21 protein-coding genes and 1 pseudogene are annotated in these 22,816 nt (G+C 60.2%); 12 read left to right on the plus strand and 10 right to left on the minus strand.

The window, feature by feature from the left end; translation table 11 throughout:
- Positions 1 to 116 precede the first annotated feature (116 nt).
- The 3 genes from IV454_RS19700 to IV454_RS19710 all read left to right on the plus strand — a co-directional run bounded on the left by IV454_RS19700 (position 117) and on the right by IV454_RS19710 (position 2,048).
- A complete protein-coding gene (locus tag IV454_RS19700) occupies positions 117 to 626 on the plus strand; it encodes a hemerythrin domain-containing protein (RefSeq protein WP_206087463.1) in 510 nt (169 codons plus the stop codon).
- 128 nt (positions 627 to 754) lie between these two features.
- Positions 755 to 1,567: a Crp/Fnr family transcriptional regulator gene (locus IV454_RS19705; protein ID WP_206087464.1), complete on the plus strand. Its 813-nt coding sequence runs from the start codon at positions 755 to 757 to the stop codon at positions 1,565 to 1,567.
- A 169-nt stretch (positions 1,568 to 1,736) separates the two neighbouring features.
- Positions 1,737 to 2,048, plus strand: coding sequence for a DHCW motif cupin fold protein (locus tag IV454_RS19710; protein WP_206087465.1), 312 nt, complete (start codon positions 1,737 to 1,739; stop codon positions 2,046 to 2,048).
- Between the two features lie 167 nt (positions 2,049 to 2,215).
- On the opposite strand, the gene IV454_RS19715 is transcribed toward IV454_RS19710, so the two are convergent.
- Positions 2,216 to 3,787, minus strand: coding sequence for an oleate hydratase (locus IV454_RS19715; protein ID WP_206087466.1), 1,572 nt, complete (start codon positions 3,785 to 3,787; stop codon positions 2,216 to 2,218).
- 259 nt (positions 3,788 to 4,046) lie between these two features.
- Here IV454_RS19715 and IV454_RS19720 point away from each other — a divergent pair, with 259 nt between their 5' ends.
- Entirely contained in the window at positions 4,047 to 5,297 is a 1,251-nt protein-coding gene (locus tag IV454_RS19720; RefSeq protein ID WP_229521728.1) for a PQQ-dependent sugar dehydrogenase, read from the plus strand.
- On the opposite strand, the gene IV454_RS32930 is transcribed toward IV454_RS19720, so the two are convergent.
- Positions 5,268 to 5,612 carry an EAL domain-containing protein gene (locus IV454_RS32930; RefSeq protein WP_206087467.1) on the minus strand — a complete coding sequence of 115 codons (345 nt, stop codon included), beginning with the start codon at positions 5,610 to 5,612 and terminating at the stop codon, positions 5,268 to 5,270. The genes IV454_RS19720 and IV454_RS32930 overlap by 30 nt on opposite strands.
- A 306-nt stretch (positions 5,613 to 5,918) precedes the next feature.
- On the opposite strand from IV454_RS32930, the gene IV454_RS19730 reads away from it, so the two are divergent.
- Complete coding sequence (locus IV454_RS19730) at positions 5,919 to 6,896, plus strand: chemotaxis protein (RefSeq protein WP_054267405.1); 978 nt, start codon at positions 5,919 to 5,921, stop codon at positions 6,894 to 6,896.
- A 42-nt stretch (positions 6,897 to 6,938) separates the two neighbouring features.
- On the opposite strand, the gene IV454_RS19735 is transcribed toward IV454_RS19730, so the two are convergent.
- The 3 genes from IV454_RS19735 to IV454_RS19745 all read right to left on the minus strand — a co-directional run bounded on the left by IV454_RS19735 (position 6,939) and on the right by IV454_RS19745 (position 9,154).
- Positions 6,939 to 7,121 (minus strand): hypothetical protein, encoded by a 183-nt coding sequence (locus IV454_RS19735; RefSeq protein WP_206087468.1) that lies wholly within the window; start codon positions 7,119 to 7,121, stop codon positions 6,939 to 6,941.
- A gap of 50 nt (positions 7,122 to 7,171) precedes the next feature.
- Positions 7,172 to 8,227 carry an alpha/beta fold hydrolase gene (locus tag IV454_RS19740; RefSeq protein WP_229521730.1) on the minus strand — a complete coding sequence of 352 codons (1,056 nt, stop codon included), beginning with the start codon at positions 8,225 to 8,227 and terminating at the stop codon, positions 7,172 to 7,174.
- 114 nt (positions 8,228 to 8,341) lie between these two features.
- Positions 8,342 to 9,154 (minus strand): EcsC family protein, encoded by an 813-nt coding sequence (locus IV454_RS19745; RefSeq protein WP_206087469.1) that lies wholly within the window; start codon positions 9,152 to 9,154, stop codon positions 8,342 to 8,344.
- Between the two features lie 156 nt (positions 9,155 to 9,310).
- Between IV454_RS19745 and IV454_RS19750 the strand changes: the two genes are divergently transcribed.
- The 5 genes from IV454_RS19750 (at position 9,311) to IV454_RS19770 (ending at position 12,886) form a co-directional block, all read left to right on the plus strand.
- Complete coding sequence (locus IV454_RS19750; RefSeq protein ID WP_206087470.1) at positions 9,311 to 10,303, plus strand: SMP-30/gluconolactonase/LRE family protein; 993 nt, start codon at positions 9,311 to 9,313, stop codon at positions 10,301 to 10,303.
- A 197-nt stretch (positions 10,304 to 10,500) separates the two neighbouring features.
- Entirely contained in the window at positions 10,501 to 10,692 is a 192-nt protein-coding gene (locus IV454_RS19755; RefSeq protein ID WP_206087471.1) for a hypothetical protein, read from the plus strand.
- Positions 10,693 to 10,835: 143 nt separating this feature from the next.
- Positions 10,836 to 11,453: an AIM24 family protein gene (locus tag IV454_RS19760; protein ID WP_206087472.1), complete on the plus strand. Its 618-nt coding sequence runs from the start codon at positions 10,836 to 10,838 to the stop codon at positions 11,451 to 11,453.
- A gap of 50 nt (positions 11,454 to 11,503) precedes the next feature.
- Complete coding sequence (locus IV454_RS19765) at positions 11,504 to 12,145, plus strand: AIM24 family protein (RefSeq protein WP_206087473.1); 642 nt, start codon at positions 11,504 to 11,506, stop codon at positions 12,143 to 12,145.
- 3 nt (positions 12,146 to 12,148) lie between these two features.
- Positions 12,149 to 12,886 carry an AIM24 family protein gene (locus IV454_RS19770; RefSeq protein ID WP_054267412.1) on the plus strand — a complete coding sequence of 246 codons (738 nt, stop codon included), beginning with the start codon at positions 12,149 to 12,151 and terminating at the stop codon, positions 12,884 to 12,886.
- Between the two features lie 12 nt (positions 12,887 to 12,898).
- Here IV454_RS19770 and IV454_RS19775 read toward each other — a convergent pair whose 3' ends face one another.
- The 5 genes and pseudogenes from IV454_RS19775 to IV454_RS19795 form a co-directional block, all read right to left on the minus strand.
- Positions 12,899 to 13,864, minus strand: coding sequence for a DMT family transporter (locus IV454_RS19775; protein ID WP_206092750.1), 966 nt, complete (start codon positions 13,862 to 13,864; stop codon positions 12,899 to 12,901).
- Positions 13,865 to 14,372: 508 nt separating this feature from the next.
- Positions 14,373 to 15,591: pseudogene (locus tag IV454_RS19780) on the minus strand (IS91 family transposase).
- 59 nt (positions 15,592 to 15,650) lie between these two features.
- Positions 15,651 to 17,009, minus strand: a complete 1,359-nt coding sequence (locus tag IV454_RS19785; protein ID WP_441294980.1) for an IS4 family transposase — start codon at positions 17,007 to 17,009, stop codon at positions 15,651 to 15,653.
- Between the two features lie 174 nt (positions 17,010 to 17,183).
- Positions 17,184 to 19,787 carry a S8 family peptidase gene (locus tag IV454_RS19790; RefSeq protein ID WP_206087474.1) on the minus strand — a complete coding sequence of 868 codons (2,604 nt, stop codon included), beginning with the start codon at positions 19,785 to 19,787 and terminating at the stop codon, positions 17,184 to 17,186.
- Between the two features lie 10 nt (positions 19,788 to 19,797).
- Entirely contained in the window at positions 19,798 to 20,778 is a 981-nt protein-coding gene (locus IV454_RS19795) for an AAA family ATPase (protein ID WP_206087475.1), read from the minus strand.
- A 374-nt stretch (positions 20,779 to 21,152) separates the two neighbouring features.
- Here IV454_RS19795 and IV454_RS19800 point away from each other — a divergent pair, with 374 nt between their 5' ends.
- Positions 21,153 to 21,443 carry an IS4/Tn5 family transposase DNA-binding protein gene (locus tag IV454_RS19800; protein WP_206087476.1) on the plus strand — a complete coding sequence of 97 codons (291 nt, stop codon included), beginning with the start codon at positions 21,153 to 21,155 and terminating at the stop codon, positions 21,441 to 21,443.
- A gap of 129 nt (positions 21,444 to 21,572) precedes the next feature.
- The gene (locus IV454_RS19805; protein WP_229521732.1) at positions 21,573 to 22,796 is read left to right on the plus strand and encodes an IS4 family transposase; all 1,224 of its coding nucleotides are present in this window, start codon (positions 21,573 to 21,575) and stop codon (positions 22,794 to 22,796) included.
- Positions 22,797 to 22,816: the final 20 nt, after the last annotated feature.

Below are 22,816 nucleotides of genomic sequence, written 5' to 3' on the forward strand. Positions count from 1 at the left end.
ATCATTCGGCATTGTCGACTACACCACGCTGAATGCACAGGTGGCGGATTCCGCTCGGCGTTGACTTAAACTTTTGGTATTCTTTGAGAACTATACCAATAGTCTCGGGGGCGAACATGGAAATCGAAAGCATGCAAGACGATGCGGTTGACATATTGATTATCGAACACGAGGAGGTGACCGCCTTGTTCGAGCAGTTCCGCGGCCTGAGCGCGCGCTCGAAGGATAGCAAGAAACGCATCTCCGAGGACATCTGCGCGGCCTTGAGCGTTCACGCGCTGCTCGAACAGGATATTTTTTACCCGGCCGCGAAGACCGCGCTCAAGGAGGCTGACCTGATTGCCGAGGCCATCGTCGAGCACGCCAGCGCGCTCGAACTGATGGAACGCATACGCCAGATGGAGCCGGAGAACGAATTGTTCGACGCCACGGTCAAAGTGCTGTGGGACCAGGTGACACGGCACGCGCGCGAGGAAGAGGAAAAGATGTTCCCGCGCCTGCGCAAGAGCAAACTTGACCTGGTCGCGCTGGGCGCGCGCATGCTGGAGTACCGCAGGGTGCTTGAAACGGGACCGGGGCGCATCCCCGCGCCGGCAGGGGCTGCGGGAGACCCTTCGCTCGCGTAGGAGTTAGATGACAAAGCGTCATTGTTTATGCCTACAGTTTGCCATCCAGTGGTCCGATGGTTGGTTTTGTTACCAAGCTTTACAGTAGAGCCATTGATGAGTTGAACCCAACACGACAGAGGCATACCATGTACCGCACGCACAATATCGATTCGAACAGCAGCGCCACCAACGCCATTCGCGCCATCACCCTGGGCGCCGCCAAGCCGGCGGCGAAGCCGATGATCAGTGTTGCAGGCGCACAGCAGAACGAGTTGCTGCGTGCCTTGTCGCGCACCGACCTGGAAGCCCTGTTCCCGCACCTGGAACTGGTTCCCATGACGGCGGGGAAGCACCTGTACGACTTCGGCAGCAAATTCGACTACGCTTACTTCCCGACCAACGCCATCGTTTCGCTGATGTATGTCATGGAAGACGGCGCCACCACCGAAATCGGCGTGGTCGGCCGCGAAGGCGTGCTGGGTGTGGCGATGTACGAAGCCGAGCGCGCCACCTGCAGCGCCGTGGTGCAGACCGCCGGTTACGCTTACCGCCTCAAGAGCAGCGTGCTGCGCGAACTGGTTGCCTCCGGCGGCGCCATGGCCCAGCTGCTGATGCGCTACACCTTTGCCATGTTCGCCCAGCTGGCCCAGAACGTTGTCGGCGGCCGCCACTGCACCATCGAGCAGAAGCTGTGCCGCTGGCTGCTCGACCGCCTCGACCGTTCGCTGTCGGCCGAAATCAAGGTCACGCAAGACACCATGGCCACCATGCTCGGCGTGCGCCGCGAAACCATCACCATGACGGCGCGCAAGCTGCAAGCCGACGGCCTGATCCAGTATCGGCGCGGCACCGTCGCCATCGTCGACCGTGCAGGCCTGGAAAATTGCGCCGGTACCTGCTACCGTGCCGGCAAGATCGGTTTCGAGCAGATGCACGCTACCGCCTGGAGCAACGCTTAACGTTTTCCTGGCGGCGCGGACGGCACATCACCGCCCGCGCCGCCATCTTCATTCGCCCGCCCATCGGAGGCCGGCCGGCGCATTTTCTGCGCGCATGCTATTTTATGCCGTGACGGACGCCAAACAACAGCGTCCGTTTTCCAATGACGGCATTGAACAAGGCAGGCGCATGCACATTTCCGATATTCCCTTTGGCATTACCGACTGGTCCGGCGTGGAACGCACCGAACACCCGGGCGAAACCGGCATGGCGTACTGGCAGACGCGCCAGTTCGGCGCCATCCGCGTGCGCATGGTCGAATACAGCGCCGGTTATCTGGCCGATCATTGGTGCAGCAAGGGTCATATCCTGCTATGCCTTGAGGGTGAACTGGAAAGCGAGCTGGCCGATGGCCGCAAATTCATTCTCACGCCGGGCAGCAGTTACCAAGTGGCCGATCACGCCGAGGCGCATCGATCCTGCACGTGCGGTGGAGCGTAGCTGTTCATCGTTGACTGAGGAGGGGCCGTTGCCGGCATTGCGTGCGGTACGCCAAGGTGGCGCCGGTCATTATCCTGGCTGGACTGCGCGGACATGGAAAAGCGCCGGGCCGAATGGTTCGCCCGGCGATGTAGCGCATCCCCGGCGCGTACGCCGGGACGCTTAGTTTACTTCAAGGCCTTGAACAAGGCTTCGAACTGGGTGCTCAGTGCGTGATCGTGCTGTTTGATCGGCGGTACTTCGCGCTTGATATCGAGCAGTTCGTACACCGCCATCTGCGCGGCCCGCACCGAATACTCGACCGTGAACACCACATCATCGGCAATCTCGACAAACTGGCTGATGAAGGCCAGGTTTTTCGATTCCTTCGGCACCGGCAGCGGACGGTCGCTGTGCAAACGCGGCATGAACATGCTGGTGATATAAGGCATGCGGCAAGGGATGCAATTGGCCGTTTCCACCGCATCGAGGTCGAAGCGCAAATGGCCGCACAGCTCGCGCAGGATTTCTTCGCCGGTGCAATCCGACATCGGTTTGGCGACGAAATTGCCGATCCGGTCAGGCGACAGCGCATAACCCCAGAATACCTTCACCCCTTCCGGCTGGCCGGCAAAGTGCGGCTGGTGAGCCAGCACGATCGACATGAACCAGTTCGAATCCTTGAACGTGACCAGCCCGCCGGCGCCGGCTTCATTGCCGCTGAACTGCTGCATCTTGTCGAAGAAGGCCGCATCCTGCAAGGTCACGGTGAACGATTCCCAGTATGACTCGGCGATGCTGCTGTTGAATGCCGCCGGATTGCCGAAACCGGGCTGCGCGGCCGCCAGTTTTTCCCACAAGGTCCAGCCATGGCTGTCGGTCTTGTCCAGCTTGACGGGGGCGGTGGTCATGCTGCCCAGGCTCGACGCATCGGTCATCGAGCCGTTCTGGAAGAACACCAGGTCGCCCGCGGCCACGTCCACATGCTCGTTGTTGCCGGCGCGCAGGCAGTCAAAACCGGTGACGACGAACTTGCCGTCGACGGTTGTGTGGCCGATATCGGTCACCTTGCAGTCGAGGATGAATTGCACGCCTTGCTTTTGCAGCCACTCCTGCAAGGGCAGTACCAGCGAATCGTACTGGTTGTACACGGTGCGGCGCACGCCGGCCAGGGTTTCAATGCGCGAGAACTCCAGCATGAAGCGGTGCAGGTAGCGCTTGAATTCGACCGCGCTGTGCCACGGCTGGAAGGCAAACGTGGTGGCCCACATGTACCAGAACTCGGTCTCGAAAAAGGAAGGATCGAGCCAGTCGCTGATGGTGTCGGCGCCCAGGGTATCCTCGTCGGCCAGGCTCAGCTTGAGCAACTGGGCGCGGTCATGCATCGAAAAACCCATCGACGTCACCGGCACCTTGGCGCGGCGGCGGTCGACCAGGCGGGCCTGCGAGTGCGATTTGTGCAGTTCGTTGAAGTCGACGGTTTCGTCGAACACGGTTTTGTTTTCATTGGTGAGCGAGGGAATCGACTTGAACAGGTCCCAGGTGCACTCGTAATTGTCGAAGGTGAGCATGCGCCCGCCGCGCAGCGAATAGCCCTGGTCGGGCGTTCCCGCGCCGTCCAGGCTGCCGCCGAGCAGGGGGGAAGCTTCGTAGATGCGGATGTTCGCGCCTGGAACATTGCCGTCGCGAAGCATAAAGGCGGCTGCCGCCAGGGAGCCGATACCGCCGCCAATCAAGTGGGCTTGTAAATTATTGTTCATGTAGGGTCGTCCAAAAAAGTGCATCGGTGTCCGGCTATCTGGACAGGCAAGTTCCGGACGACATTTGGCGCCTGTCATTTGTTGCGACGCAGCATGCGTCCGGAGGTATGCAGAATCGCATACAGTCAGCGCAAAAAAATTGACGTACATCAAAATTGGCCGATCAATAATAGAGTGAACACTCAGACATCCGCACTGGAAATGCTGCATTCATTCAATACTTTATAATTCCCCCACCTTTTCGACTGGATGCCGCATGATGCCTATTCATTCCCGCAATCTTCATCGCCCGGCGCTGGGCGCCGCGCTGTCACTGATGGCCTTCGGCGCCGCCGCGGCGGACCAATGCGGCGCTGCACCGCGCCTGAATGTCGCCACGCCGCCGGGCTTTTGCGCAGGCATCGTCTCCGGCGGTTTCAAGTTCGCGCGCGGGGTCCAGCCGCTGGACAACGGCGACGTGCTGGTGGTCGACCTGGGCGGCTGGGAGCCGAACCAGGGCAGCGTCTGGACCTTGCATCCTGGCCCGTCCGGGTATCAGAAAACGCTGTTGATGAAGGACGTCGACCGCCCGAACGGCATCGTGCTGGGGCCGGACGGGCTGGTGTACGTGGGCGCCATCAAGCGTGTGTTCCGCTTCGATCCGCGCGATCCGGACGGCACCACCAGGGATGTCATCGGCGGCAATTCCGGCGTGGAGGCGCTGCCCGGCATCGGGCGCCACCCGCTGACCGCCTTGCGCTTCGACTCCAAGGGCGACCTGTACGTCAATGTCGGTTCGGGCAGCGACCATTGCGAAGGCAAAAAGGGCAAGGCGCCGGACCCGGCCAAACCGTGCGCCGAAGCGAGCGGGGCGAATGCCTTGGGCGCGCTGCGCAAGTACCAGATGCAATGGCCTGCCGGCACCGTCAAGAGTTGGGAAGTGCATGCCACTGGCTTGCGCAATTCGATGGCGCTGGCGATCCATCCGGTCACGCATGCCTTGTGGCAGGGCGAAAATTCGCGCGACGCGATCCATGTGGCGATGAAGACCTTGAAGAACGATAACGATCTGCCGCACGATGAGTTGAACCTGATCGAGGCCAAGGGCAACTACGGCTGGCCTTATTGCTACGACAATAATGTGGCCAGTCCGGAGTATCCTGCCGCCAAGTGCACCAAATACCGGGCGCCGGTGCGCCTGCTGCCGGCCCATTCCGCGCCGCTCGGCATGACCTTTTACACGGGCGACATGTTCCCGCCGGAATACAAGCATAGCCTGATCATGGGATTTCACGGCTACCGCGAGAACGGCCACCGCCTGGTGGCCTTCCTGCCCGATGCGCAGGGCGCGCCGCTGGGCAAGATGATTGAACTGATCAGCGACTGGACCGCCAAGCCGAACCAGTCGGCGGGAGCGCCGGTTGACGTCAAGCAGGCGCGCGACGGGGCGATTTTCCTGATCGAAGACCGCAGCGGGCGGGTGGTCAGGTTGCAGTATGACTTACCGGCGAAGGCGTCGACGGGCCAATAGGCTGCCAGGGAGCGCGCGCGGCGGCCTGGCCGGCTGGCTCGCGGGCGCACCACGCGAACAGGTCTTCCGGCGCAGCGGCCGGGCGAACAGGTAGCCTTGCCCCTCGTCGCACCCCTGGTCGCGCAGCAACTGCCGCACCTCATCGGTTTCGATGCCCTCGGCCACCACGCGAAAGCCCAGCTCGTGCGAGAGTGAAATCCCGGCACGCACATCGCGCCCGGGTTGCAGCCGTCGCTGCCGATCAGCGGCGCGCCCGCATGGCGCGTCGTCACGATGGGACGAGCGGGTCAAGGCTCGTGCAACAACGTGTAGCACCGTAAGAAATTTAGTGCTTTATGACATTAAACGTGCGAACGGCGCAACAAACCGGGCGCTTTCAGGTGCATCGCGATGATGCCGGGGGAATATTTACACGTATAATCGATTGGACTGGCCCGCGGATGTCTTCCGCCTCCGCTTGGTTTTTACCTCTTACCCGATCCCCCATCCCCCGGGATCGCCCGGATCCGCCTGTCGGCCCAAGCCCGCCGATGCATCAGAACGCCAGGTTCGCGTCGGCCCGACGCGCTGACACAGTTACCGCCGCCCGCCTTCGGGGCCGGGCGCAGGGAAAAGGAAACGATGAATAACGTTCAACTGGATATCGACGAAAGAAGCAATCTGACCAGCCTCAACAAGCTGGAATTGCTCCTGTTCCGCTTGGGTGGCGATGCCGAAGGCCAGCACTCGGAGTTATATGCGATCAACGTGTTCAAGATTCGCGAAATCGTCGCGATGCCGCACGTCACGCCGATCGCCGATTCCCATCCGCACATGCTGGGCGTGGTCAATCTGCGCGAGCAGATTATTCCTGTCATCAATCTCCCCGCAGTGGTGGGCTGCATCCCGACGGCGGGCCTCAAGCTGCTGTTGATCACCGAGTTCGCCCGTACCACGCAAGCGTTCGCGGTCGAAGCGGTGGAAGAGATCGTCCGTCTGGAATGGACCTCGGTGCTGCCAGCCGATAAGACGGCCAGCGGTGCGCTCGTCACCAGCATTGCCAAGGTCGATGGCGACGTGCCCAATACCCGTTTGGCCCAGGTGCTGGATGTGGAATCGATCCTGCGCCAGCTGCACAGCAACGACGAGCCTGACGTGGATGTCGATACGATCGGCGCCCCGCTCAACCTGCCCGAGGGACAGGTGATTCTGGCGGCGGACGACTCGGTGATCGCGCGCGCGCTGATCGAAAACGCGCTGCAGGCGATGGGTGCGAAGTACGTGATGACCAATTCCGGCAAGCAGGCGTGGGACAAGCTTGAAGCGATCGATATCGAGGCCAAGAAAGAGGGCAAGACGGCGCGCGACAAGGTGGCCCTGGTGCTGAGCGACCTGGAAATGCCGGAGATGGATGGGTTTACGCTCACGCGCAATATCAAGCAGGACAGCCGGTTTTCGACGATTCCGGTGATCATTCACTCATCGCTGTCGGGCGCGGCGAACGAGAATCACGTCAATGGCGTGGGGGCGGATGCGTATATTGCCAAGTTCGTGCCGGTTGAACTGGCGGCGCTGCTGCGCAAGACGCTTGCGAAAAACACCCCGCAAAAGCGCGGATGAGTGCCGTCGTTTCCGCCACTGGCGGAAACGACGGGTTGGCGGTTAGTGCTGTTGCTTCTGCTTCGCCCCACCACCCGCACCTTCATCCTTGCCCGCTTTTACACGGCTCTTTTCATCGTGGCTGCTTTTGTCATCCTTCTTGCCGGCCGCCGAATTCACGTCCGCTTCGGTTTCCGGGCTGCCGGACTGCTTGTTCTGCGTACCTTCCGATTTCGATTGGGTCATGGTAAATCTCCTTGTGGTAGTGAAAAAAAACGGATCAATGCGGCATCGCCTCAATGCAAGGTGGCGCCGGTGTCGTGCTGGGCCCATGCGGGAATGTGCGCCATGCCCGCGCGTGCCCCCACCTCGAGCCTGGCAACCGCTGCCATGATGAGGTCGGGACGAGCGTAGTGCAGCATGTGCCCGCAGCCTTCTTCAAGCTGCAAGTCGCTGTGTGGAACTTGTTGATGGAATCTCACCGCATGGCTTTCGGCGCTGACGACCCGGTCTTCCCAGCCGGCCAGCACGGCAATCGGCAGGCGCAGTTCGGCGTAGCGTTGCGACAGGCGCGCGGCCGCGGCCGTCATCATGCCGCTCTCGGCGGCGCTGGCGCCCAGCTGTGCCGGCCGTAATGACATCCATTCCGGAAACTCGCTGAAGCGCTCCGGCACCGCGGCCGGGCCGAACATGCGGCGCGCCAGCGCGGGCCACAGCAGGCGGCCGAGCAGCGGCGCCAGGGTATTTCTCAGCACCTGTCCCAGCAGCGGCAGCGCGGGCGCCGCCGCCAGCGGCGCATCGAGACGGACGGTCGGATAGTAGTAGCCCGACACCAGGGTAATCCCGCGCACATAGCGCGGATAATCGAGCGCCAGCGCCAGGGCGACCAGGGTTCCCCACGAATGCCCGACTATCACCGGCCGTTCCACCCCCAGCATGCGCAAGGCCTTGTAAAGCAGGCGCGCCTGCGCTTCCGGGGTCCAGCTGGTGTCGCCGGGCCGCTCGCTGTGCCCGTATCCGGGACGGTCGAACGCGATCACGCGATGCGATCCGGCGGCCTTGTCGAGCAAGCCGCTGACGGCGAAGTCGTCCGCATGCAAGCCATTCCCGTGCAGCAGTACCAGCGGTGGTCCATCGCCTTGCTCAAGATAGTGCAGGCGCACGCCATCGACCTCGATGACCTGGCCCTGCGCGGGATTGGCCAGCTCGGCCTCGCGCTTTCTCGCCTGCACATACACGGCCGCCGCGGCCAGGCCGGCGGCGGCGACCAGGGCGATGCTGCCCCAGCCTGGCGTGCGCGGCTCGGTATAGGTGGAAATGCGGTTCGGCATGGCGGTGCGGTCGTAAGGCATGTTGTTCCTGCGGCAGGTTGATGAGTGGCTGTCGTGGACGTACTGTGCCTTTTGCGTTCGTGACTGGTCTGTGCGCCAGTCAACAGTGCGGGCACCTTCGCGGCTGCGCCTCGCTCAGCCTTCCAGTTGCAGGTAAGCGGCGCTGACCGAATCCGGGCCGTACAGACGCTCCAGCCGGCGCACCGTGAAATGGCCGCGCGCCATGTCCTGGAAATGGTTGATGAACAAGGTGTTGACCAGCGCGCCGCCGGCCGCGCCGATGATCGGCACCATCATCGCCGCCGCCTTCTGCGACACGTGGACATTGAAGCGGGTGGCGATCTGGGCGATCAGGCGCACCAGCGCCGGTGCGCTTTCGTTGGCCAGGCTGTGTTTGGCGAGATAGACCGTCGCCTCGGACATGGCCTGCGCCAGCGCGACGCGCGCCGCGTAGTAGCCCGAGTCCGATGCATCGTCGGCAGCCGTCTTGCCGCCCAGTGAAAACACCATCAGGCAAGCCAGCTGCGCTTCGCCCGAGGCCAGGTTTTCGCCTTGCGCGCGGCCGATGTCGGCGATCGAGCGCAGCATCACGACCGTGGACACCGGCAGCTCGAGCGCCAGGCCGGCGATGCCGAAGGCGCCACCGGCGGCGCCGCTCAGCGCCACCGCCGCGCTATGCAACTTGGGGAAAGACGAGGTGCCGGACGGGCGCAAGGTGGCATTGGCCACGTTCAGGCATTTGGTCAGCGAGGCGTTGGTGACGGCGGCAATCTTGCTGGTCCACGCGGCGGGCAGGGCCTTGACCGCCGCTTCGAGCGGCATGCCGATCACGTCGGTGATGCGGGCCACGTAGCCGGGATGTTCGAGCAAGCGCTTGGCTTGCTGCAATTGCTCCAGGTGCTCCTGCGACAAGCGCGGCGCGCTGCCGGCCGGGTGTTCACGTTCCATGATTCCTCGCTGATCAGATGCCGCTGCGCACGGTGCGCCGGGGCGATGCCTGGAGTATAGGCGAGTCGCGCCAGGCCGGCCCGCGCGCACGAAAGCGCTGGCGGAACACTGCTACAATCCGCGTATTGATAGCGCTAACATTTACGAAAGAGTTCGATGCTGCCGACCCTGACACTGCATTCCCCGGCGCGCCTGGTTTTGCGCCCGGTTTTGCGCCTGGTCCTGCGCCTGGCCCTGGCCGTGCCGCTCGGCTGGACCGTCACGCAAGGCGCGGCGGCAGCCCAATGTGCCGGTGTTGCCCCCGCCGGCACCTTGAGCGCGGCGAGGGTGGCCGGTACGGCGCCGATCCACGCCGAAGCGGGACTGTACGAAGGCCCGGTGTGGATCGGCGACTCCCTGTATTTTTCCGATTTCACCTTCGGCCCCGGTTTTCCGTCGCGGATCCAGCGGCTGGGGCCGGACGGCAAGGTCAGCACCGCGATCGCCGACAGCGGCAGCAACGGCCTGGCGGTCGATGCGCGCGGCAACATCGTGGCCGGCACCCACAAATACAAGGGCGTATCGCGCTTCGCGCTCCCCGGCGGCAAGCGCACCCTGGTCGCAGGCATTTACAACGGCAAGGTCTTCAATTCGCCAAACGACCTTGCCATTGCCGCCGACGGCACGATTTACTTCACCGATCCCGCCTTCCAGCGCGACGCCGCCCCGGGCGGGCAGGATGGCACCTATGTTTACCGGGTGGCGCCCGGCGGCAAGGTGACGGTGGTCGAACGCGCCATCGCCAATCCGAACGGGGTGGCGTTATCGCCGGCGGGCGATATCCTGTATGTGAATGGCGGCGGCGAGCACGGCGTGCTGCGCGCCTACCCCATCGTGCGCGGGGTGCCGGGCAAGGGACGCGACCTGGTCACGGGGCTGGCCGTGCCGGATGGGATGACGGTCGATTGCCAGGGCAATATTTACGTGACCGAACACACGGCGCAGCGCCTGCGGGTGTTTTCGCCGGCCGGCAAGGCGCTGGCCGTGGTCAGGGTCGACGCCAACATCACCAACGCGGCTTTTGGCGGTGCGGACGGCAAGACCTTGTACATGACGGGCGCGGGCGCCGTCTGGCAAATCCGGCTGGGCCTGGCCGGACAGCCTTATTAGCATCGGGAGGGGTGCGATTTTGATGATTTATGTTAAGAGTCGAACATACGCCGCAAGTCCGGGTGCGCATACTCGGTGCATGCAGTAACTGTTCTCACCGAAAGACATCATGAAAACCGCGCAGTTGACCGTTTCACGCCATGCCCGCATCGCCATCGCCATGTTTATGCGCTGCACCGCGCGCCGGAGCGTCTGACATGAAAACCACCAAACCCGATCCCCAGCCAGCCTCGCGCATCGAACGCGAAATCGAGCGCGAGCGCGAGCAGCGCCACAAGAACGATGACGAGCGTTCGGGCACCAGCCCAGCCTCCGATTTCCGCATCAAGGATGCGCGCGATAGCAGCGATTCCGGTATTTTGCACCGCTCGCGTTCGCGCTACGACTGAGCCGTCGCCGCGGCGCAGGCTGCGGACCGCCACACGGTGGCGGAGGATGCATTGCTGTCTTGACACGCTTGCCTGACACAACCAGAATGGGACGTTCTGGTTGCCGGCGGCCGCGCCGCGACCGCTTTTGTCAGGAGCAAGCCGTGACCCGTTTCCGTAATAATTCCGATCGCCTGCTGGAAGTGACCCTTCAAAACGAGAAGGTGCTTGCCATCGCCGGTTCCATGGTCGCCTACACGGGCACCATCAAGTTCGAAAAATCCATCCTCGGCGGCGAGGGCATTTTTGGCGCCCTCAAGCGCAAGGTGACCAACGAGGGCATGCAGCTGATGCAAACCTCGGGCACCGGCACCGTGTTTTTCGCCCAGGATGCGGCCGAAATCACCGTGATCCCGCTGGCTGGCGAAAAGATGATCATCGAAAGCAGCAGCCTGCTGGCTTACGATACCTCGCTCAAGACCGGCACCAGTTTTGCCGGCCTGCGCGGCGCCGCTTCGGGCCAGGGCTTGTTCAGCACCACGGTCGAGGGGCAGGGCAACATCGCCGTCATCTCGCGCGGCAACCTGATCATGCTGGAAGTGACACCCGCCAACCCGCTGCGCGTCGATCCGGACGCCTTCGTCGGCTACAAGGGCAATATCACCCAGGAATTCGTGTTCGACGTGAACTGGCGCACCATGGTCGGCCAGTCGTCGGGCGAGTCCTACCAGCACAAGTTCACCGGCCAGGGCGTGGTCTTCATCCAGCCCGCGGAACGCTGACAGGGCAGCGCGCACGCGCTCTTGAACAATCGAATTATCTGGAGAATGCCATGCCGGCGTATCAGCAAATCAATGAAAAAATGATTGAGGTCAAACTCAATAATGAAGAAGTCTTTGCCAAGAAGGGGGCGATGATTTCGTACCAGGGCGAGGTCGCGTTCAGCCGCTCCTTTCTGGCGGGACAGGGCGTGCAGACCCTGGCCATGCGCGCCGCCACCAACGAGGGCTATTCCCTGATGCTGGCCAAGGGCAGCGGTTCGGTCTACTACGCCTACGACGGCCTGTTCGTCACCATCATCCCGGTGCGCGGCGATACCTTGTACGTGGAAAGCGACAATGTGCTCGCCTTCGATGCGCGCCTGACCGCAGGCACCATGTTCCTCGGTAACCAGGGCGGCTTGCAGGGCATCGTGCGCGGGGCGGTATCCGGCCAGGGTTTGTTTACCAGCACCTTCCAGGGCACGGGCGAGGTGGCGATTCTGTCCGACGGCAACGCCATCGGCTTGCCGGTCACCCCGGATGTGCCGGTCTTCGTCGATCCGCAAGCCTATATCGGCCACACCGGGCAGTTGAGCTCCGCCATCGTCACCGACCTGAACTGGAAGACTTTCGTCGGCCAGGCATCGGGCGAGTCGTATCAAGTCAAATTCAGCGGCCAGGGCACGGTCTATATCCAAGCGAGCGAGAGGTAAATCATGACAATCTACAATCCAGCGAACTTGCCCAAGAACGATAACCTGAACCGGTTCGCCTTCGTGGTCGACGTGACTGACCAGATCTTCATCCGCAAGGGCAAGATGATCGCCTTTTACGGCAACCTGAGCTTCGAGGCCATGGGCAGCAGCGTCATCGACATGCTGGCGCGCCGCGCTTTCAATGCGCCGAAATACATCCACAATTTCGTGGTGGCGCAGGGCCAGGGCCAGCTGATTTTGGGTGACAACGGCAACGACCTTGCTTGTTACGACCTGGACGCGGCCAATATGACCATCCGCGCCAAGAATTTGCTGGGCTTTTCCAAGAATGTGATTTGCCAGGAATCGACCCTGCCGGGCTACCTGACCCTGCTCGGGACCGGCAAGGTGATCGCGTCCTCGAACGGACCGGTGCACTTTTTGGAACTGCCGTGCCGGGTGGACGAGCAGGCCGTGCTGGGCTGGGCCGATTGCCCGAGTCCGTCGTATCGCTACGATTACGAGCACGTCAAGGGATTTGTCTCGACCGTGGGCGCGCTGACGGGCTTTACCTTGTCGGGCGAGGAAAAACAGGTCGACTTTACGGGGGCGGGGACGGTGCTGGTGCAGTCGTCCGAGCTGGAACTGAGCGGCAGTTCGACCTTGTCGCACCTGCTGGCGCAGTTGCCGATGCTGGGCAAGGAAGAATTGAGCCAGCTCGGCATGTCGGTGCAGCAGCATAGCCAGCAACGCCGTTAAGGCAGCGCGCGGTCAGCCATGCGCCACGGCCTGCTCGGCCACCGGCTGTACCGCGTGCATCCTCACCGCCCACACCACACCAGCCACCAGCAAGCCAATCGCCGCCATTTCCAGCACCCTGGGGAATTGGCGGTGATACACAAAGCCATACAGCAGCGCGAACAGGGTTTCGAACAGGATCAACTGGCCCGACAGGGTGACCGGCACTCTCCGGCTGGCGATATTCCACAGGTGGTTGCCGATCACTGAGGCGCCGAGGGCGAGCAGGGTGTTGGTGATCCAGAACGCGGTCCAGTTGCGTCCGCTCGCCACGCCGGCGGCGCCGGTGACGTCGCCATGCCAGATGGCGAAGGCGAGCGCACCGACCGCCAGTGCGATCAGGCCGCTGGCCATGCCGTACAGCGCCGACCACTCGGCGCTGCTGAAATGCGCGTTGCGCTTGAGGAAGCGCGCATTGTCGAGGGCGTACCAACTCCAGCACAGCAGCGCACCGAAGGCGCACAGCACGCCCAGCAAGGTCGCGCCGGGCGACGCCCCGCTGGCGCGCGCGTGCAGGAACACATCGATATTAATACAGGCGATGCCGGCGGCGACCACCAGCAATGGCAGCGCCAGTTGCGACAGGGGAACGGCGCCATGATCCTTGCGCCCGAGCAGGGTGACGGTGATCGGCAGCAGGCCGATGATGAGCGAGGTCGGCGCCACGCCAGCCAGTTTGACACCAAGCGCCAGCAGCATGTAATAGACGATATTGCCGGCCAGCGCGTGGCGCACCAGCGCGCCACAGTCGCTGCGGTCGAGCCGGCCCAACAGGCCGCGCAGTCGCGGCAGCATCAGCCCGGTGGCGATGGCGCCGTAGGCAATATAGCGCCCCACGGCCAGTTCGACCGGCGAAAACGCCGCCAGCAATTCCGGCACGATGAACACCATGCCCCACATCGCGCCGGCCAGCAGGCCGCACAGTACGCCATTCCACATCGATTTATTCCCGTCGCGCGATGACACCAAAGTCCGCCAGTGTCGCACGAAGCGGGGAGGGTTGCTGGCGTATCGAGGATGTCAGCCGAAACCTCGCGCTTGCTAATGAAGTAAAACACGCCGTACACTGAGACTTTCTCGGCGTCTCCTATTGTTAAGGGTTGTAGGATGCCTGCCCTTTATCGAGAATGCAATAGGACCGCTGGCCCGAGCGGGCAGGCGTCGTACAAGCCTCAAGGGAGGAAACCGTGGGATGTGTCGTTGCGGCCCGATGTTCTACGGGCCTATGGGGATTTGACTGATCGGATGACTGCAGAATGCTCCGGTAGCCCAGCTAAACCTGTCACCGGGACCACGTTTTGGCCTGCGACGGGACCGGCGTCTCCTACTTTGGTTGATACTCCCTGCGCTCGGAGGCCAAATTTCTGTGAATGACACAGCCGTCCCCCTGCGTCGGGTCGTGACGCAGTCGATGGTGGATCGGTTGAACGCATTGGCATGAACTGCGTCATATCGCACCTCGCAACGCAGGTGGCGCTCTGATTGAGTAGTGACGTGGCGAAGTCGCGGTAATGACCATGCCGGCACCGCAGTGAGGACAGACGAAGGTCGCTTGGGCGGTCTCGGTTTGCGGGTCTTTGACTGGTTGGACCTGGGCGGGGATCTGCAGCAGTCGGCGAACGTGTGCGAGATTGCTTTTGCGCCTGGCATTGGCAAGAAGCCCATAGTGGCGAATGCGGTGAAAGCCGCTCGGCAGCACGTGCAGCAGGAAGCGGCGCATGAATTCGGCCGCTGCGAGTGTCATGGCCTTGACCGGCGTTCTCCCTTTGGCGCGATAGTCTTTCCAGCGAAACGTGACGCCTCGTTCATCGAGCGCAATTAGGCGCTGGTTCGAGATGGCCACACGGTGGGTATAGCGGGACAGATAGGCCAGCACTGCCTGCGGGCCCGCGAATGGTCGCTTGGCATACATTACCCATTCACATTTGCGCAGCGGCGCCAGCCAGTCGGCGAACGCGCGCACCTCCGCCAACCCAGCATACTCGCCGAAGAACTGTAGTTGCCCGGCTCCGTGGGCCTGCGCGAGCGCTTCAAGGAAGCGCCGCCGGAACAGGCGCGAAAGCACCCGTACCGGCAAGAAGAAGCCATGCTTGCACGCTACCCAGCGCGCGCCATCAGGCGACAGACCGCCGCCGGGAACAATGCCGTGCACATGGGGATGATGCGTGAGTGCCGATCCCCATGTGTGCAAGACCATCGTCATGCCGGATCTGTGCGCCCAGGTGTTTGGGGTCGGCGGCGATGGTGCGCATTGTCTCAGCGGCGATATCGAACAGCAGGCCATACACCACGGTCTTGTTGTACCAGGCGATGGCCGCAATCGGGGCCGGCAAAGTGAACACCACATGGTAGTACTCGACCGGAAGCAAATCGGCTTGGCGTGCTTCGAGCCAGCGCTTGGCAGCCCTGGCCTGACACTTCGGGCAATGGCGGTTGCGGCACGAGTTATAGGCGATTTCCGCGTGACCGCAACCGTCGCAGTGCAGCGCGTGTCCTCCCAGCGCCGCACTGCGACACTGTTCGATGGCCGACATTACCTTGGGCTGGCCCAAGCTCAATCGTTCCGTCTGCCGCCAGGCAGGGCCGTGGCGGCGAAAGATGTCAGCAACTTCAAGGGCAAGCCGTGTCGTGGCCACGACCTTCGTCTGTCGCACGGCCAGCTGCATAGCTGTCAAAGAACCGCAGCCTGTAGGGCTGCGGTTCTTTGCCATTTTAAGGCACCTCGTTATACACAAGTGTTCAGCGCGCCAATTCCCCGTAGCGCGCGTATCGTTTCGACCGCCACGTGAACATCCTTCAGTCCGAGCCAGATGGTCTTGACGCCGGGCTCGCCATCGCTCTTGCGGGCGAGGAAACCGCCGATGCAGGCGATCTGGCGCAGAACGTCGTTCAGACGCGGCTTCTCCGGCGGCGTCTTTTTGCGCAGCAGGTAGGCTGCTTGAATCTCGTCCGGGTCGAAGAACAGTTCCGCATCCAAATCCGGACAGGTCCTGCCCAAGCGCATCAGGCGTGCGATGCGCCACGCCACCACCATGAACAGCGCCAAGGCCCGTTCAAGCTGCGTGATCGAGCCCAGTTGCAGCGCCTCGACGCGGCAGGCGTTCTTGAGCACGTCGAACAGCATCTCGATTTCCCATCGCGCGCGGTACCAGTCGATCAGCTCGACGAGCGCCTCGGGCGTGGCGGCCTTGCGGTTGGTCAGCAAGCGCCACTCGATTGGTTTGACGCCGTCCGGCGCGTCGATCTCGCGCGCGATCACGCACGTGGCGAGGACGCTCTTTCCTTTGCCCGCAGGCAGGGCGACCGTGCGTGCCCACAGTTGCTGGCGCACGGTGCGCGCCTTCACCCCGTGCCGCGCGGCCATCGCGAACGTCAGCTCGCCGATCGGCGCGCCCGCACTCGTGTGCTGCCACAGCTTCTCGCCGTCGGGCAGGCAGCGGTTGTGCTTGGCGCGTACCAGCCAGTCGGCCGGCGTGGCCAGTTCCTGGGCGCGCAGCATCAGGGGCACCAGATCGGCCTCGCGGTCGGCCACATACACCAGCCGTGTGCCGGGCAACTGCGCCGCCATCTCCGCGATCCGCTCGTAGCCCTCGATCCAGCGCAAACTCTCCTTCGGCCCGCCGCGCGCGCCGGATTTGTCCTTCTTTTCGCGTGCCCACATCCACGCGTCGATGATGCCCAGCGGCTCGCGCGCAGGCGTGACTGCGTAGGTCGGGTGCAGGTACATGCCGCGCTGGGCTTCGTAACTCAACGGGCCGAGGCCGAACGCGCCTTGGCCGTTGAAGTCCAGTTCAGTCGTGTCCTGCAGGCACAGCACAACCGGCAGCGCGGCCATGCGTTGCTGCGTCTGCTGCCAGTGCGGCGCCATGATCGCCTCCCAGTCGACGCTGTCGTTGTCGAAGAAGCGATACGCCGCCATCGTCTCGCCCCAGCCCTGACACGCCTTTGGCACGCTCGCCGTCGGGTCAGCCGCAAATCGCTCCATCAAGATCCTCGCTCGTTTGTTCAGGCGCGCATCGCCCAGGTCGAGTTGTTCAAATTCCGTCTCGGTCCAAGGTGCAGGTACTGTCGCCAATTCGTCCACGCAAAAGACGAGAGTAAACCTGAAACGCGGCGAGTTTACAAGGGGGCGCGTTAAGCCATTGAATGTAAACAGATTTTCAGAACGGTCGGCGCCGCGCAAGATTTGTGTATAACGAGGTGATTTTAAGGATAGCGACAATGAACTAAAAGAAAACCAGAAAATGCCACACGCAATCTATACAGTTGACCTTGTTTGCACCCGTAACCGCAACTCTATCTCGTCGTACACCGGAACATTGATTCCGGCCTCAATTGTTACAACTATACAGTAACGCACCTTATCTTCAATACCCCCAGCATCTTGCTTACACCAAACCACCAAATTTAAATGTCCGTCGTCAATAAAAGCGATTGCCTTATCACCATAATACCGCTCATGAAAAATTGAACCACGCTTAACGATGGCATCGGAAGGTTGCTGTTTTCGCCTTTCGACACCAAACGCCTCCACTGGCTCGTTATTTAAAGGAGTGGCTTCCAACCGGACGCAGCGGTAGCTCTGATGTCCCGGTTTGATCGGAGACAACCAGGCGATTGTAATGCTAAGTGAACGCGGCTCGGTTACCCTTTCCAAGCTTGGGGGGAGTGGAATTTTATAGCAATGAGCGTGATCTGGCATTAATGAATCATAGCCGATCAATGTCGCCCTATTAGAGGAACACTCTATAACTTCCGCTATATCTGGAACGCCGAAGCCGATGAATCTACTCGCATTCTCAGAACGTTCGACATGCCGCTTTTTATCCGTTGGTCCGCACACCTCTTTCAATACTTCGGCGTTGTCACGCCAACGCGAGCTATGCAACAAAAGCGCTTTAACGGTGACAGCATAAAAATTAGGCGGCATATCTGCAAGTACCGATTCTTCGCCGTCGCCCAATAGCGCATCGAAAATAAGATGTGCGGATCTTGTAGCCAGTGCCGTTGCAGAGCTAGTTCCATCGCTATAAGAGGTGTAATTCGTACGCCCTTGCCCTGTCGGGTCAGGTGCCGCAGCACTCAACCCATAAGTGCGCTGCGTTGGCGCAATTGACGCCTTAATTACAGCCCCTGACGCAGTCATACGTAAATGCTCACGCCCACCTGGGAAATAAATTTCCGGCTTAACTGCACGACGATAACCCAGCCCTAATGCCGAACTAACATTGGGAAGATGGCGATCCTCGAACGGATCGACCGCTCTATTGGAAACCGTTCGATTAGGGACGGAATCATGATGCTGTGCGCCAATAGTCAGTGAGTTAAGTGATTCAGCAGGCGACAGGATCGATCTCTGATGCTTATCACTATTAAGCGCACTAAGAACAGCTTTCTCACGGACACTAGATAAAGCAGTCTCAAAATCCGACCAGTTAGTAAAACCCTCTATCTCTAGCGGAGCAGATATATTCCCTGCACTTACGAGAAACAATAATGAATATTTTTCAGATAGGTAATCTATGACCCTAGCAAGGGGGCTAATCAATTGGGTAAAGGGCCTTCGTGCGTCGCCTATCGATAGATTAACCAAAAATACGGTTGGTGCCGCACCCTCTTCAATGCCGCCGCCCTTCATTCTCAATTTCGCACGATAAATTGTGTCAACCAATAGCAGGCTAGGATCCGAATGCTCTGCCCCCTCCCTAGACGCCAATAGTAGCGGCCTTACATACAGTGGCCGTGTTAGCGGGAGTTCCTTGGTGTTCAAATCTCCATGCACAATCAGAGAGGCCATAGCCGTACCATGGAGGCGACCAGAAACGATTGCTCGACTCTGCAAATCATCGGGGTCATCCAAGAGCAGGCGGTTCGCGAGTAGCGAATGCCCTTGAACAGGAACGCCGTCAAGCAACGCTGCGATAGGCTGGCGAAGTGCAGTGCTAGATGAAACGGATTCCTCAGACAAGCTTAAATCGTCAACAGGCTCATTATCATCTATACAAGCAAATGTACTCTGCGGACGCAAAAACATCACGTCATCAGCCAACGCAAGAAGGACAGCACGTCGATGTATTAATCCATCAATTTCCGAAAATGGAATGTCTATCAGTGCACCATGGTAAGCAATCTCAGGTATTACAATTTCGTGAACGATAGTCCCACCGACCTCCACCAGCAATGCAGCAAATTCACTTGATACACGTTTCCGATCCGTCGCGCTTTGACGGAACCATAATTCAACTTCTGTTCTTACAGGAAGTCCCAGACTTTGGGATGCCTCTTCCTTCCAGAAGGTTATTGCTTCATCGGTAATTCGGTCTTTCGCACCCCACGTACGTAGGCCGTGGAGTTGCTCAAACAAATGAGTAAAAGGTGCAAAACCGTCGAGGGGTCGACCATCACGCCAGCGCTCCCATAGGCTCACTAATTGTTTCAGTGCCTCGACATCAGGCATGGCTAAATAAAAGCGGCCATCTACCGGAACATCTGTCCGATCTAATCCTTCTTTGCCTTTTCGTTTGTCGATTGTAGCAAAGTTCTCATCCGCAGAAAATTCGACTTCTGATTCAGCTATAATTTCAAGTCCAGGAATTCTTTTAGCCGCCTTTAAAAAATCCGGAATCGTGCCAGCGATTTCGAAAACAATTGCGCGGTCAGGTGCAAGGCTAGTGGGATCATTACGCAATTCGATAACAGATTTTCTTCCCGCAAATACTTCCCGTAATCTACTAAACGCAGGGCCATATTGAGCGATTTGAAAAGGTTTGTTTGGAAGGCGAGGCTGGCTCCCTCCACCATGGCCTCGAGGTGGCGCAATTGGTTGAGGACTTGGAAGAATAAGCAGCGAACGTTTGACCATCGAAATACCTTTAGTTTGTTGGGGACTCGCTGCGCGCTTGCTTTGACCAAATTGCAAGTTGTTCAGAAATTATAGTCTTAACACTTTTTTCGCCAATCGATAATATCGATCTCCTCCTTATGTCGAGACAGAACTCTTCCGCTTCGGCATAACTAATTGCACCAAGTTGCTTTGCAATCCGGCTCGCAGATTGTCCTAATTGCTCCCCAATTCTCTTAGCAAAAATTTCAAGATATTCTGCTAACTCTGTCGCTGTTGGGAGAGGAAGTTCCAATCGAACTTGAAAACGCCGCCACGCCGCACGATCCAATAGTTCGGGATGGTTCGTGGCAGCAACAATGATTGTATAACTAGGCAGCTCATCCATCTGCATTAATAATGAGGTTACAACGCGCTTAATCTCCCCTGTTTCGTGGATGTCACCGCGCTCTTTGCCGAGGGCATCAAACTCGTCGAAAAATAAAACACAAGGGGTCGTCCGTGCATAGTCAAAAACCCTTTTCAACCGGCTCGCAGTTTCACCAAGGTAACTGCCAATCATAGACTCATAGCGGACAACCAATAATGGCACAGCGACGGCCTCGGCAATTGCTTCCGCCAAACTGGTTTTTCCCGTGCCAGGCGGACCAACTAACAGAACCCGGTGTCTCGGCTCGAGACCGTGGGCGCGCAATAGGTCTGCACGATATTGCTCTTCGACGAGCTGGTTAATTCCATCGCGACACGTTAACGGCAGTATGAGATCACTCAATCTGCGCCGGGGAATGCGCTCAGAAATGAAATCGCGACCGCGCGCCGACGTCTCAGCGAGAGGAACGGCGTGTGGAGTGGCAGGGGCAGATTGAAGGACGCGAGCTAATCTGTCAGCTAGAACCCCGTGCTGCTTCGCTCGTTCTTCAGCAATGATCGCCTCTGTCGTGATCCGAACCCCGCGCTTATCGCCGTTGTTGCCCGCCTTCACCAACGCGACAAGTAAATCACTTCGAGCCATGAGTACCTTTCAAGCCGTCTCGCTCTAATTTTTCAATAGCTGCCTCAATAAGCCAGTTGTTGCGCGAAACTGGAACAGCGCGACCTTGCAAATTTCGATCAATCGCTGATACAAGCGTTTCTGGCAACCGTACGGTCAGGGGCACCCTTGGAACTGCGGAATTTCGCTTACTCATCATACCTACCCGTTGGCACTCAAATTGACATCATACTGGTGTCACTTTGAAGGCACAACCTCCCTCTACTGCTTAACGCCACCTCGTTATACACAAATCTTGCGCGCGGTGCCGACCGTGCTGAAAACCTGTTTACATTCAATGGCTTAACGTGCCGCTTGTAAGCTCGCCGCGTTTCAGGTTTACTCTCGCCTTTTGCGTGGACGAATTGGCGACAGCACCTGCGCCTTGGACCGAGACGGAATTTGAACAACTCGACCTGGGCGATGCGGGCCTGAACAAACGAGCGAGGATCCTGATGGAGCAATTTGCGGCTGACCCGACGGCGAGCGTGCCAAAGGCGTGTCAGGGCTGGGGCGAGACGATGGCGACGTATCGCTTCTTCGACAACGACAGCGTCGACTGGGAGGCGATCATGGCGCCGCACTGGCAGCAGACGCAGCAACGCATGGCCGCGCTGCCGGTTGTGCTGTCAATCCTCCCAAGTTAAGGAATTTGCTTAAAAAATATGGTGAATAGTTGATAAATAGCTTGACATATAGATTATGAACTGCGCCGCCAGTGAGATTTTTTCTCGCTGGCTACCATGTCTCTTACTGCACTTTTTATCGACCTCGCTGTGCGATTACAGTCCCCCGAATTCCTTGACTCGGCCAGGCATCCCGAGCATCCGACGGCGTTTACACGGCGCCGCAAGCTGCCGTTGCCGTCGCTCGTGGCGCTCATGCTGAGCGGCATGCGCATGAGCATTCAGGCCGAACTCGACACGTTCTTCGGCCACCTGGCGGGGCGCGCCCAATTGCTGCGCACAGTGTCCGAGCAGGCGTTCGCGCAAGCGCGCGCCAAGCTGTCCCTGACCGCCATCCCTTTGCTCAACGACTGGCTCGTCGCCCGCGCCGAGCAGCATGGGTTCGTGCCGCGCTGGCGTAGCTTGCGCCTGGTCGCCGCCGACGCCTCGACGGTGCGTTTCGGCCTGCGCACCAGCTGCCTCGCGCGCGCCGCGCTGCCCGACCAAATTCTCTTCGGCCTGTTCCTGCCTGGCGCAGAGCTGATGCTGGCGACCTCGCTGCACGGCATCGAGGAGTGCGGCGAGCGCCAGATGCTGGTCCAGCATCTGGACCGACTCTCAAGCGACGACTTGCTGCTGCTGGACCGGGGCTATCCAGCGTGCTGGCTCGTTGCACTGCTCAACGAGCGCGCTATCTCGTTCTGCATGCGGGTGGAAAAAGCCGGTGACGGCGGCTTCGCCTGCGTGCGCGCGTTTCTACGTTCCGGCCTCGATGAGCAGGTGGTTACACTCAATGCGCCATCGCGGCGCGATGCCGCCGACTACGAATTTAACCGCGCGCCCCAGCAGGTTCGCCTGGTGCGCCACGTCGCGCCGAACGGCAAAGTACGCGTGCTGATGACCAATTTGTTCGACACCGGGCGCTTCCCGGCCAGCGCCTTTGGCGACCTGTACCACAAGCGCTGGCGCATTGAGGAAGCCTTCAAGCGGCTCAAGCACCGCCTCAACCTGGAGCATGTCTCCGGCCTGTCGCAGCAGGCCGTGGTCCAGGATGTCGCCGCCAAAATCATGTGCGATAACCTGCAGACTTTAGCTGCGCTGACCGCCCATGACCAGGCCGACTTGCGCGCGGTCGACCGCATCAACCACGCATACGCCCATACCGCACTGAAGCCCGCGATGCCGGCACTGCTGCTTGGCAGGCAGATCGCCAGGAACTTGCGTGACGTGCTCAAGTTACTTGGAAAACACACTTACCTTCATCGAGAAAACCAGTCTAAGCCGCGCAAACCCAGACCGAAATCGCACAAATTCATGGCGCAAAAGCCATGTTGATCAATGCACATTCCTTAACT

The organism is Massilia antarctica, from assembly GCF_015689335.1.
Lineage (GTDB): Bacteria > Pseudomonadota > Gammaproteobacteria > Burkholderiales > Burkholderiaceae_D > Telluria_A > Telluria_A antarctica.

What these genes read in the sequence shown, in the direction of transcription:
- IV454_RS19790 (WP_206087474.1), bottom strand. Translation starts at nt 19,787, where the DNA reads ATGGTCAAACGTTCGCTGCTTATTCTTCCAAGTCCTCAACCAATTGCG.
- IV454_RS19740 (WP_229521730.1), bottom strand. Translation starts at nt 8,227, where the DNA reads ATGCCTTACGACCGCACCGCCATGCCGAACCGCATTTCCACCTATACC.
- IV454_RS19710 (WP_206087465.1), top strand. Translation starts at nt 1,737, where the DNA reads ATGCACATTTCCGATATTCCCTTTGGCATTACCGACTGGTCCGGCGTG.
- IV454_RS19705 (WP_206087464.1), top strand. Translation starts at nt 755, where the DNA reads ATGTACCGCACGCACAATATCGATTCGAACAGCAGCGCCACCAACGCC.
- IV454_RS19755 (WP_206087471.1), top strand. Translation starts at nt 10,501, where the DNA reads ATGAAAACCACCAAACCCGATCCCCAGCCAGCCTCGCGCATCGAACGC.
- IV454_RS19775 (WP_206092750.1), bottom strand. Translation starts at nt 13,864, where the DNA reads ATGTGGAATGGCGTACTGTGCGGCCTGCTGGCCGGCGCGATGTGGGGC.
- IV454_RS19765 (WP_206087473.1), top strand. Translation starts at nt 11,504, where the DNA reads ATGCCGGCGTATCAGCAAATCAATGAAAAAATGATTGAGGTCAAACTC.
- IV454_RS19750 (WP_206087470.1), top strand. Translation starts at nt 9,311, where the DNA reads ATGCTGCCGACCCTGACACTGCATTCCCCGGCGCGCCTGGTTTTGCGC.
- IV454_RS19720 (WP_229521728.1), top strand. Translation starts at nt 4,047, where the DNA reads ATGCCTATTCATTCCCGCAATCTTCATCGCCCGGCGCTGGGCGCCGCG.
- IV454_RS19700 (WP_206087463.1), top strand. Translation starts at nt 117, where the DNA reads ATGGAAATCGAAAGCATGCAAGACGATGCGGTTGACATATTGATTATC.
- IV454_RS19735 (WP_206087468.1), bottom strand. Translation starts at nt 7,121, where the DNA reads ATGACCCAATCGAAATCGGAAGGTACGCAGAACAAGCAGTCCGGCAGC.
- IV454_RS19715 (WP_206087466.1), bottom strand. Translation starts at nt 3,787, where the DNA reads ATGAACAATAATTTACAAGCCCACTTGATTGGCGGCGGTATCGGCTCC.
- IV454_RS19770 (WP_054267412.1), top strand. Translation starts at nt 12,149, where the DNA reads ATGACAATCTACAATCCAGCGAACTTGCCCAAGAACGATAACCTGAAC.
- IV454_RS19745 (WP_206087469.1), bottom strand. Translation starts at nt 9,154, where the DNA reads ATGGAACGTGAACACCCGGCCGGCAGCGCGCCGCGCTTGTCGCAGGAG.
- IV454_RS19730 (WP_054267405.1), top strand. Translation starts at nt 5,919, where the DNA reads ATGAATAACGTTCAACTGGATATCGACGAAAGAAGCAATCTGACCAGC.
- IV454_RS19795 (WP_206087475.1), bottom strand. Translation starts at nt 20,778, where the DNA reads ATGGCTCGAAGTGATTTACTTGTCGCGTTGGTGAAGGCGGGCAACAAC.